Raw genomic sequence first — 10,773 nt, forward strand, 5'->3', positions numbered from 1 at the left:
GTGACTGAACAGCTTCCTGTGGCAGTAGTGGGAGCCGGACCGATCGGTCTGACCACCGCGCTCGGCCTGCAGCACTACGGCATCCCGTACGTGCTGCTGGAGGAGGACGCCACGCTCTCCTCCGACACCAAGGCCGGTACGACGCTCAGCCGGACGCTGGAGATCTGGAACCGGTACGGCGCGGTCGACCGGATCCTCGGCGCCGCGCTGCGGATCGACGAGATCGGCGACATCGACCGGGCCACCAACACACCGCGCGCCTCGGTGCAGCTGGCCGAGCTGGTCAACGACACCCAGTTCCCGTTCGTGATCAACCTGCCGCAGCAGAAGATGGAGCCCTTGCTCGCGGCGGCGCTCACGGAGCCGGTCCGGACGCAGCACCGGATGACGTCGTTCGAGATCCGCGACGACCGCGTCGTACTCCAGCTGGAGACGCCGGACGGGCCGCAGGAGCTGGAGGCGTCGTACCTGCTGGCCTGTGACGGCGGGCGGTCTCGGGTCCGCGACGCGCTCGGCGTGAAGGTCGTAGGGGAGACCCTGCCCGAGCGGTACATGCTGATCGACGTCGTGGTGGACCTGGACGTCGACAACGCCCGCGACTACCCGTACCTCGCGTACTTCGCGGACAAGTCCGAGTGGATGGTGCTGATCCGGCAACCGGACAACTGGCGGTTCCTGTTCCCGCTGGCGGCGGGCGCCGACGCGCCGGGCGACGAGGACCTGCTGGTGAAGGTGAAGCAGTTCATCGGCGAGGTGGATCGGATCGAGCTGATGGGCTCGGTCGTGTACAACGTGCACCACCGGGTCGCGGAGCAGTGGACCGCCGACCGCAAGGTCTTCCTGATGGGCGACGCGGCGCACCTGATCACGCCGATGTGGGCACTCGGGCTGAACACCGGTGCGTTGGACGCGTCCAACCTGCCGTGGCGGCTGGCCTGGGTACTGCGCGGCTGGGCCTCGCCTGAGTTGTTGGACGGTTACGAGCAGGAGCAGCGGCCGGTGGCGATCGAGGGCTCGGGCGAGATGGCCGAGGCGGCCCGGAAGTACATGTCGTTCCAGCGCGGTGCTGTCACGGAGAACACCGGCGCGTGGGCCACGGCGTACAACCGGACGCTGTTGAGCGTGCGGCTCGACGTTGAGGGTGTGGGCGATTGGTCGATGGTGGCCACGTCCGCCGCGCCGCCCGCGGTCCGTGCGGGCGACAGGGCGCCGGACCTGGTGCTGCAGAGTCCTACGGGTCGTACGACGATCCACGACCTGTGCAAGGACTCGTTCGTGGCGCTGTACTTCACCGACGTACGCCGTCGCCCGGAGATCCCGGTCAACGGCTCGCCCGCGTTGCAGCACTACGCGGTGTCCCGGTGGGACGCGCCGCACGACTCCGGGCTGCGTGACCGGGCGCTGTTCGACCCGGGCAGCGTCGCCACCAACAGGTACGGCGTACCGGCTGAGAGCGTCGTACTGATCCGGCCGGACGGCCACATCGCCGCCGTAGCTCCGATGGGTACCGGTGTGGCCGAAGAGCTCTACAAGCACGTAACGGGCCGGGAGGTGCCATGAGTTTCGACGAACCGCTGCGGGAGATCTTGCTGCAGACGGACGACCTGGAGTGGGTGGAGAAGTCGCTGGACGGCCTTTCCCACAAGATGCTCTGGCGGGACCCGGAGACCGAGGCGTCGATCGCCCTGGTGCGGTTCGAGAAGGGTTCCGGCATCCCGTCGGAGCACAAGCACGCGTCGAACCAGTTCATGTTCTGCCTGTCCGGCCGGTACGTGTACCTGCCGACCGGGACCACCCTCACCAAGGGCAGCTTCTACTGGAACCCGAAGGGCGTCGTCCACGGACCGACCCGGGCGGAGGAGACGTCCGTGCTGCTCGAGGTGTACGACGGTCCGCACTACCCGGAGCGTCCGGACTTCTATGACAACGACGAGGACGCTCGCTGACATGGCCGGCTGGGACGTCCACACGCACCTGATCCCGCCGACCGTGCTGGCCGCGGCGCATCGGGGCGAGTTCGGGCTGTCCGTCGACAACGGTTCGCTGGTCGTCGACGGCAGCCGTCTGCCACTCCGGCGGCTCGCCGACCCGGCGGCCCTGCTGCACTGGATCGCCTCGCAGGACCTGGACGGCGCTGTGGTCTCGGTGCCGCCGCCTCTGTTCCGGTACGACGCGGGTCCCGAGTGGGCCGAGCTGGTGAACCAGGGCCTCCGGGAGCTCGCCACACCGCAGCTCCGCGTGCTGGCACACCTGCCACTGCTCGACCAGGCCGCTCCGTCGGTAGCAGCTCGGGTCGCCGGTGAGGGCGTCTTCAGCGGCTTCGCCATCGGTACGCCGAGCTACGCCGGGCTGGACCCGGTGTGGCGGGTGCTGGACGCCGCCGAGGCGTTCACGCTGATTCACCCGGGTGCCAGTGACGACAAGCGGCTTGATTCGTTTTACCTGTCGAACCTGTTGGGGAATCCGTACGAGACCGGAGTGGCGGCGGCTTCGCTCGTCTTCGCGGACGTGCCGGGGCGGTTTCCGGGGATCCGGTTCTGTCTGTGTCATGGGGGTGGTGTGACGGCGGCCGTCGCGGGACGGTGGCAGCGCGGGATCGACCAGCACCGGCCGGGAATCGAGCCGGTGTCCCTGCCGGTGGCCGAGGCGCTGCGCCGGTTCTACGTGGACGATCTGGTGCACGACGACGCCGTACTGGACCTACTGCGTTCGACGTTCGGTGCCGAGCGGGTGCTGGCCGGGAGCGACTGGCCGTTCCCGATGGGCAGCGACGAGGTGTCCACCGTGCGGGCCACCGGGCGGGCGGCGACGGCCGAGGTGCTGACACGGCCGCTCGCGACGGAGGTTGCCGCGGAGTGAGACGGGTTTTCAGTCTGGTCGTGGTTGTGATCAGATATCAAATCGTGGGGAACGGGGTAGCGGCGTGAGTACACGGGGGACTGTGCTGCACAGTCACGGACCAGGGGAGCAGTTGAAGGCCGACGACGTCGAGCTGACCGTCGGTCCGGGTGAGACGTTGGTCGAGATGCGGCTGGCCGCGGTGACCCCGCTGGACCGGTCGACGCTGGCGGGCAAGCAGCCGTGCTCGCCGTTCGTCCCGGGCTCCGAAGGTACGGGCGTGGTGCTGAGCTCGGACGTGGCGCCCGCCGGCGCGACCGTCGTGGTGCGCGGCGAGGGCGTCGGCGTGACGCGGAACGGCGTGTGGGGGCGGTACGCCGTCGTACCCAACGCCGCCGTACACGCTGTGCCGTCGTCGCTGGAGCCGGCTGCTGCGTTGGCGTTGCTGACGCCTGTGTTGACTGCGCATACCGCGGTACGGCGGGTGGCCGACGTACAGCAGGGTGAGACCGTCGTCGTCACCGGTGTGACCGGGCTGATCGGGCGGATGTGTGCTGCGATCGCACGCGCGGCCGGAGCGGCCAGGGTGATCGGGCTGGTGTCGCTGGACGATCCTGCGGACACGGTCGGCGGGCTGGTCGACAAGATCGTCCGTGTGGACGGGCTGGGGCAAGTAGGCCGGGAGTTGCCGTGGTGTGACGCGGTCGTCGACACCATGGGCGGTCCGGTGACCGGTGGAGTGCTCGGCCACGTCTCACCGGGCGGACGGATCGCTGTGCTCGGCTACAAGGCCGGCGAGTTCACCACGATCGACCTGCACCAGCTGATCGGGCGGGACCTGCGGCTGCTGCCGGTGAACCTGCAGCGCACCACGCTGGCCCCGGACGCGGTCGGTCAGGCGTTGGCGGACATCGCGTCGGTGCCGTGGCGGGCGGACTACGACGTCGTACCGGCAGACCGGATCAGCGACGTACTGGAGCGGCCGGCGGGCCGGGTGCTGCTGGACCTGTCCGGGCTCTCGGTGGGCTAGACCACTTGTATTTGCTGGGCAATCTGTCGTCGAACGCCGCCAGAAACCCGGTGGGCGGCTACCGTACCCTCCAGAGCTGAATTGGAGAGAGGCAGTCCGCTACTGATGATCCGACGACTCGAGCTTACGCCTGGGGGGCCGACCGGCCGTCGTACGCTCGCCGAGGAAGCCGCCGCCGAGCTGCACGAGCTGATCCTGTCCGGCGAGCTGCCCAGCGGTACGGCGCTCCGGCTCGAGGAGCTCGCCAAGCGCCTGGACATGAGCCAGATGCCGATCCGTGAAGGGCTGCGGCGGATGGCGGCGCTCGGGCTGGTCGAGATCGTCCCGCACAAGGGTGCCTGGGTCCGCGAGCTGTCGATGGAGGACCTGCGCGACACCCACGAGACCCGGCTGGCGCTGGAGTCGCTGGCGGTCCGGGCGGCCGCCACCCGGTTCTCGGACGCGGACGCGGCGGCGGCCCGGAAGGCGCTGGCCGAGCACGTCCGGCTGTCGAAGCTCGGCGACAACATCGCCTCCCGGCAGGCGCACACCGAGTTCCACTTCTCGATCTACCGGGCCGGCGGCTCGCGCTGGTTGCCACGGGCGATCGAGCCGGTCTGGCAGAACAGCGAGCGCTACCGGTTCGGCTCCCGGCAGACCAAGGCCCGGATCGAGCAGACCCGGCGCGAGCACCAGGCGATCCTCGACGCGTGCCTGGCCCACGACGAGGAAGGTGCCGAGGCGGCGCTGCGGCAGCACCTCGAAGGGGCCATGCAGCGCATCACCGAGACGATGGAGCGTCGCTCGAAGCAGTAAGCTCCTCGAACCGGTCCTGCTGCCGGCCGGCCGCGTCGAACACCTCCTCGTCGGGATGGGCGTGGACGACCAGGGCGGTCCGCATCAATCGGCGAGCCGGGCCGGGAAGCCGCCGGTGGCGATCGGGCTCCAGCGCTCCGGGGTGATCCGGATCAGGCACTTGCCCTGCTGCACCATCGCCTCGCGGTACTCGTCCCAGTCCGGGTGCTCGCCGGAGATCGCCCGGAAGTAGTCGACCAGCGGCTCCACCGCGTCCGGCAACTCGATCACCTCGCCGCTGCCGTCCACCTGGACCCACGCGCCGTTCCACTCGTCCGAGAGCACGACCACGCTCGCCTTGCCGGCTCGCTTGACGTTGCGGCTCTTCGCCCGCTCCGGGTACGACGAGATGACGATCCGGCCCTGCTCGTCCACCCCACCGGACACCGGCGACGCCTGCACGGTGCCGTCCGCTCTCGTTGTCAGAAGCAACATGTGGTGCCGCGGCCGGACGAACTCCAGCAGCCCGTCCAGCTCGGTCTTCGTGTTGGTGGCAATAGTCCTAGGCATGCCTCTTACCCTAAGTCCGCCGGGGTGATGAGGCACTCCAGCTCGTCGTCGGTGAGCTGGTTGACGAGATGCTTGGCGTGCTGTGCCTGGGCGGTGGTGGGAAGCTGCCCGGCGAGCAGGTCGGGGAGGAGCAGCTCGTAGCCGGCGCGGGCGCGCGGCGTGTAGCGGTGGCGGGTGCGGGCGACAGCCGAGGATACCCGGATCGCATGCTCGTTCCCGGGCGGTACGGCGGGCCGGTCCGTCTCCCGCGCCGCGAACCGGAACCCGTTCGCCAGGTCGCAGCTCCGGCAGCCGAGCTCACCCGCGCCGAGCTGGGCACCACACTCCGGACAGACCAGCTGCTTCAGTGCACCGTCCACCACCCGCCAGTCGAACTCGGACGTGTCCTGCAGCACGACCTCGGCCAGCTCACCGGCGTCCTCCGGGGCGACTCCGGAGGCGACGCGGAAACTGTCCCAGGCGGCGTCGATACTGTCCTCTACCTGCTGTACGGCGGAGGTGAACCGAGGGTGATCGACACGTCGCATGCCCCGGACTCTACCCAGCTCCGGCCCTGTGGACGACCGGATTGACTTGTTCGAACAGGTGTTCGAACATGGAGGTATGACGGGGACCGCGGCACCGGAAAGTCGAGTCACACCACTCGACCAGACCCGCACACCCCAACCCGAATCCCAGCAGGCCGCAGTTGGTCCTGCTGCCGGGTGGGAGGACTCTCCGCCTGACGACCTGCCCACCGGACCGGTGCGGTTGGCGAGTGTGGCGAGTTTCGACCCGGATCTCGTCCACCAGCCTGACCCCGGGGCGGGAGAGCGGCTGACCGCGGTCGACGGGGGACGGATGTCCTCGGCCGCCTGGGCGCAGCGGGCATCAGCCGCGGCGAGGGGACAGCGGGAGTCGGATGCAGCCCGGGGGCAGCGGGCATCGGATGCGGCGCGGATGCAGGAGGCGTTGGCCACGCAGCGGGGGCAGCGTGGATGGGACACGGCGCGGGGACAGCAGGGGCCGGATGCAGCCCGGGCACAGGGGCCGGATGCAGCCCAGGCGCAGGTGTCGGATGCAGCCCGGGCGCAGGTGTCGGATGCAGCCCGGGCGCAGGTGTCGGATGCGGCGCGGGGGCAGCGGGGGGCGGAGGTGGCGCGGCTGCGGGAGGTGTTGGATGCGGCGCGGGCTCGGCGGGTGGCGGACGTGCCGCGGGTGGCGGATGCGGCGCGGGTGGCGGATGCGGCGCGGGGGCAGCAGGCGTTGGATGCGGCGCGGGCTCGGCGGGTGGTGGATGTGCCGCGGGTCGTGGATGTGGCGCGGGTGCAGCAGGCGTTGGATACGGCGGGGGTGGGGCGGGAGCTGCCTACGCATCCGGCGGTGCGGGAGTTGCTGGCGGGGGCCGGGTTGCGTGGGGGGTCGGCGTACTCGGTGCGGGGGAGTGCGGCGTTGGTGATGGCGTTGATGGCGGGGCCGTCCGCGGATGGGGCCTGGTGTGGGGTTGTCGGGGTGCCGTCGTTCGGGGCGGAGGCGGCGCGTGGGCTGGGGGTGGATCTGGAGCGGCTGGTGCTGGTTCCGGATCCGGGGCGCGAGTGGCTCAGCGTGGTCGCGGCGCTGGTGGACGCGCTGACCGTGGTGGTGGTGCGTCCGCCCGGCGAGGTGACGCCGGGGGAGGCGTCCCGGTTGGCGGCGCGACTCCGCACCCGCGGCGCGATGCTGATCGCGTACGGTTCCTGGCCCGGCAGCGAGGCCCGCTTCGAGATCGAGAACAGCACCTGGACCGGCCTGGGTGAAGGCGAAGGCCTACTCACCGCACGCCAGGCAACGGTCGCCGTAACCGGCCGGCGCGCCGCAGTACACGCCCGCAAACACACCCTCTGGCTCCCGGCGGCCGATGGCGAGATCCGCCCGGTGGAACCGGCCGCGGAGAGCCCCGGCGGGTGGACGGAGACAGCCCGCACAGCTCAGCAGGCGGAAGCCCGCCGGGCGGAGCCGGCGCACCTGCCCGAGTGGGCCGAGCAGATCGAGGCGGTGGGGTGATGCACGGGCGGGGACCGGCTCGGTCGGTGGTCTGGGGTTGGGGTGGTTGGCGGTGGTGGGGGTGAGTGGGCGGGGGCTGACTCGGTCGATGGTGATCTGGGTGCCCGACTGGCCGGTGGCGGCTGCTGCTGGGGCGAGTGGGCGGGGGGTGGGGGAGCCGATCGCGGTGCTGGAGAAGGGCAAGGTGCTGGCCACGTCGGCGGCCGCGCGGGCCGAGGGAGTGCGTCGTGGGCAGCGGGCGCGGGATGCGCAGTCGCGGTGTCCGGAGTTGGTGGTGCTGAAGTACGATCCGGCGCTCGACGCCCGTGCGTTCGACCCGGTGATCTCCTGCCTGGAGGCGATCACCCCGGGCGTGCAGGTGATCCGCCCGGGGATGTGTGCGTTGAAGGCGCGCGGACCGGCGCGGTTCTACGGCAGCGAGGAGGCGGCCGCGGAAAAACTTCTCGACCGGCTGGAGACGTACGACGTGCAGGGCAGCCGGATCGGGATCGCCGACGGGCCGTTCGCCGCGGAGCAGGCGGCCCGGGCGAGCTCCGCGCGGACCCGGGTGCACGTGGTGCCGCCGGGTGGTTCGCGGGAGTTCCTCGCGCCGCTGTCGGTGGACCTGCTCGAGCAGCCGGCGCTCACCGACCTGCTGCGCCGGCTGGGGCTGCGGTCGCTGGGCGCGTTCGCGGAGCTGTCCGGCACCGAGGTGCTGACCCGCTTCGGCCCGGACGGCGCGTTCGCGCACCGGCTGGCCCGCGGCGCCGACGACCGTCCGGTGACCGGCCGGGAGATCCCGCCGGAGCTCACCCGGACGCTCGACTTCGAGCCGTCCGTGGACCGCGTCGACCAGGTGGCGTTCGCGGTCCGGTCGATCGCCGACGAGCTGGTCGCCCGGCTGACCGAGCTCGGCCTGGTGTGTACGACGCTGCGGGTCGAGGTCGGCACCGAGTCCGGCCGGGTCCACGAGCGGGAGTGGCTGCACCCGCGCTGGTTCACCGCGGCGGACGTGGTGGACCGGGTGCGCTGGCAACTGCAGGGCAGCGGTACGGCGACCAGTGAGCTGACCTCTCCCGTGGTCCGGGTGCGGCTGATCCCGGGCCAGGCGGATCCGGTCGGCGCGCATGCCGACGGGCTGTGGGGCGGCGGGCCGGACGAGCGGATCCACCGGGCGCTGTCGCGGGTGCAGAGCATGCTCGGGCACGGCGCGGTGGTGTCGGTGGTGATCGGCGGCGGGCGCGGGTTCGCCGAGCGGCAGACGCTGGTGCCGTGGGGCGACCCGCCGGTGCCGGCCAGGCCGCCGGACCAGCCGTGGCCGGGGTCGATCACCGCCGCGGACCCGCAGCGCTGGCCGACCCTGGCCCCGACCACGATCTTCCCGGAGCCGATCCCCGCGAAGGTGTTCGCCGCCGACGGCACCCTGGTCTCGGTCACCGCCCGCGGCGAACTCACCGGCGCCCCCGTCGCCTTCACCCTGCGCCCGTCGGGCGGCCCCGGCCCCGGTCCCGCCGGCGTTCAAGTTGCCGACAGCAACAAGATCCACCCGATCAGCTCCTGGGCCGGTCCCTGGCTGACCACCGACCGCTGGTGGGACCCGGCCACCGAGTCCCGTCAGGCCCGCTTCCAGTTCCAGACCGCCGACACCCGCGCCTGGCTCTTCACCCTCACCCAGGGCGCCTGGCGCGCCCAGGCTACGTACGACTGAAGTCGATGCGCATGACGGTACGGCGCAGGGTCGGGTGGGTGACCTGATGGAAGCCGGCTTCCTCGAAGGCCTGGTGCGGGCCGACGTGCAGCTCGCCCCAGGTGATGGTCTTGCCCGCCTGGGTCAGCATCGGGTAGGCCTCCAGCGCGCGGGCGCCGCGGCTGCGCGCGTGGTCGATCGTGGCGCGCGCGAGGTGGTACGTGAGGCCCCGGCCGCGGAAGCCCTTGCGGACCACCAGGCAGGTCACGGACCAGACCCGGTCGTCGTCCTTGTCCTCGTTCCGGTCGGTCCACGGCACCCGGGAGGTGCGCAGCTTCGGGTACGCCGTTCGCGGTTCGACCGCGGCCCACCCGGCCGGTTCGCCGTCGACGTACGCGATCAAGCCGGTCGTCGACGGGGCGTCCGGGGTGCCGCACGCGGTCTGGTCCTGCAGGCGGGTCATCCGCTCGTCGAGGGTGGAGTCCCGCCAGATCCATCCGCGGATCTTGAATCGCTGGCATTGGCACTGTCCCGCGTCCGCCGTACCGAAGACTGCCTGCAAGTCCTCCCACGGAGCCTCGTTGGCAGGTACGACGCGTACTTGTGTCTCCTCGATCGCCTGCATGACCAGCACGGTAAACCCGGTACCGGACGACCACCGTCCGGAACTAGGTTGATCCGTATGCATCGCAGCCGCGTCTCCACCTTCCTCATCGACACCCCCACAGACGACGTGGACGCGGCCACCGCGTTCTGGTCGAAGGCCCTCGGTGTCCGTACGTCGTCCCCGGACGGCGAGCCCCAGTTCATCTCGCTGCACAACGCCGTCCCGGGCTACGTGACCGCGATCCAGTCCGTCGACGACGAGGCCCGGTACCACCTGGACATCGAGACCGACGACGTACCGGCCGAGGTCGCCCGGCTGACCGGTCTCGGCGCGGTGGAAGTCGCGGAGTGGCAGGGCTGCCACACGCTGCGCGCACCGGGCGGCCATCTGCTGTGCGTGATCCCGGTGCACAGCGACCCGCAGGAGTTCGAGCAGCAGGCAAAGGTCTGGGAGAGCGAATGACCGTGACAGTGCGGGACCTGGTGCCGGCGTACCTCGACTACCGGGCGGGCGGGAACTGGGACGAGTACGTCGAGAAGTGCCCGGAGGTGCTGAACGACCTGACGAGATCCGGGCGGACGCTGCAGCCGGCCCAACGGGAGAAGGCGTTCGCCGCGTACGAGCGGTACGCCGAACGCATCCCCGCCAACGCGCCGCATGGCACCCGGTGGATCGAGCAGGCGGCCGCTCGCGTCGTACCACTTCTCGACGCCGCCCACGTCGACATCGACGGCGTCGTGATGGTCGGCCTTGCCACCTCCAACGGCTGGGTCGCCGACGGCACGCTGTACCTGGCGGTCGAGCTCATCCCCGACGAACGCGCAGCCGAGATCCTCGCCGCCCACGAGATCGCCCATGCTCTGCAGGCACCGCTACCCGCGCAGCCATGGCCCGACGAGGGGCCGCTCGGGCAGAACATCTACAGCGAGGGCTTCGCCACCGCGCTGACGGCCGAACTCTTTCCGCGGTACTCGATCGCCGAGCACCTCTGGTTCGGCCCCGGGTACGACGACTGGCTCCTGGACTGCCGACGACACGAAGCCGCCGCGCGTGCCGACATCCTCGCGAACCTCGGCTCCGAGGCGGACGAGGTGGTCCGCCGCTTCCTCACGCTGAGCCACGACTCCGAGTTCCCGCAGCGCATCGGCTACTACGTCGGCATGCAGTTCATCCAGCACCTGCGCAAGCAGTACGGGTGGCCCGACCTGGCCCGCTGGTCGACGGACCAGGCCTTGAAGGAACTCCGCATCTGGTTGACGGACTAGC

12 protein-coding genes are annotated in these 10,773 nt (G+C 71.0%); 9 read left to right on the forward strand and 3 right to left on the reverse strand.

Annotated features, from left to right (window positions below):
• The 5 genes from ACFV9C_RS21395 (at position 1) to ACFV9C_RS21415 (ending at position 4,663) form a co-directional block, all read left to right on the forward strand.
• Positions 1–1,560, forward strand: a complete 1,560-nt coding sequence (locus ACFV9C_RS21395; protein ID WP_380195991.1) for an FAD-dependent monooxygenase — start codon at positions 1–3, stop codon at positions 1,558–1,560.
• Positions 1,557–1,946, forward strand: a complete 390-nt coding sequence (locus ACFV9C_RS21400; protein WP_380195993.1) for a cupin domain-containing protein — start codon at positions 1,557–1,559, stop codon at positions 1,944–1,946. Before ACFV9C_RS21395 ends, ACFV9C_RS21400 begins: the two co-directional genes overlap by 4 nt.
• A gap of 1 nt (position 1,947) precedes the next feature.
• Positions 1,948–2,859 carry an amidohydrolase family protein gene (locus ACFV9C_RS21405; RefSeq protein WP_380195995.1) on the forward strand — a complete coding sequence of 304 codons (912 nt, stop codon included), beginning with the start codon at positions 1,948–1,950 and terminating at the stop codon, positions 2,857–2,859.
• Positions 2,860–2,923: 64 nt separating this feature from the next.
• Positions 2,924–3,868, forward strand: a complete 945-nt coding sequence (locus ACFV9C_RS21410) for an alcohol dehydrogenase catalytic domain-containing protein (RefSeq protein ID WP_380195997.1) — start codon at positions 2,924–2,926, stop codon at positions 3,866–3,868.
• Positions 3,869–3,973: 105 nt separating this feature from the next.
• The gene (locus tag ACFV9C_RS21415; RefSeq protein WP_380195999.1) at positions 3,974–4,663 is read left to right on the forward strand and encodes a GntR family transcriptional regulator; all 690 of its coding nucleotides are present in this window, start codon (positions 3,974–3,976) and stop codon (positions 4,661–4,663) included.
• A gap of 84 nt (positions 4,664–4,747) precedes the next feature.
• Here the strand turns inward: ACFV9C_RS21415 and ACFV9C_RS21420 are convergent, their stop codons facing one another.
• Positions 4,748–5,212 carry a PPOX class F420-dependent oxidoreductase gene (locus ACFV9C_RS21420; protein ID WP_380196001.1) on the reverse strand — a complete coding sequence of 155 codons (465 nt, stop codon included), beginning with the start codon at positions 5,210–5,212 and terminating at the stop codon, positions 4,748–4,750.
• Positions 5,213–5,217: 5 nt separating this feature from the next.
• Complete coding sequence (locus ACFV9C_RS21425; protein ID WP_380196003.1) at positions 5,218–5,739, reverse strand: hypothetical protein; 522 nt, start codon at positions 5,737–5,739, stop codon at positions 5,218–5,220.
• A gap of 232 nt (positions 5,740–5,971) precedes the next feature.
• Here ACFV9C_RS21425 and ACFV9C_RS21430 point away from each other — a divergent pair, with 232 nt between their 5' ends.
• Both ACFV9C_RS21430 and ACFV9C_RS21435 read left to right on the forward strand, forming a co-directional pair.
• Entirely contained in the window at positions 5,972–7,234 is a 1,263-nt protein-coding gene (locus ACFV9C_RS21430) for a hypothetical protein (protein ID WP_380196005.1), read from the forward strand.
• 88 nt (positions 7,235–7,322) lie between these two features.
• Entirely contained in the window at positions 7,323–8,921 is a 1,599-nt protein-coding gene (locus ACFV9C_RS21435; RefSeq protein WP_380196007.1) for a DNA polymerase Y family protein, read from the forward strand.
• Here ACFV9C_RS21435 and ACFV9C_RS21440 read toward each other — a convergent pair.
• Positions 8,908–9,525, reverse strand: a complete 618-nt coding sequence (locus ACFV9C_RS21440; RefSeq protein ID WP_380196009.1) for a GNAT family N-acetyltransferase — start codon at positions 9,523–9,525, stop codon at positions 8,908–8,910. The genes ACFV9C_RS21435 and ACFV9C_RS21440 overlap by 14 nt on opposite strands.
• A 57-nt stretch (positions 9,526–9,582) precedes the next feature.
• On the opposite strand from ACFV9C_RS21440, the gene ACFV9C_RS21445 reads away from it, so the two are divergent.
• Together ACFV9C_RS21445 and ACFV9C_RS21450 are read left to right on the forward strand one after the other, a co-directional pair.
• Positions 9,583–9,969 (forward strand): VOC family protein, encoded by a 387-nt coding sequence (locus ACFV9C_RS21445; RefSeq protein ID WP_380196011.1) that lies wholly within the window; start codon positions 9,583–9,585, stop codon positions 9,967–9,969.
• The gene (locus ACFV9C_RS21450) at positions 9,966–10,772 is read left to right on the forward strand and encodes a hypothetical protein (RefSeq protein WP_380196012.1); all 807 of its coding nucleotides are present in this window, start codon (positions 9,966–9,968) and stop codon (positions 10,770–10,772) included. Before ACFV9C_RS21445 ends, ACFV9C_RS21450 begins: the two co-directional genes overlap by 4 nt.
• The last annotated feature ends 1 nt before the right edge of the window (position 10,773 follow it).

Source organism: Kribbella sp. NPDC059898, from assembly GCF_042730855.1.
In the GTDB taxonomy this organism is placed as follows: domain Bacteria; phylum Actinomycetota; class Actinomycetes; order Propionibacteriales; family Kribbellaceae; genus Kribbella.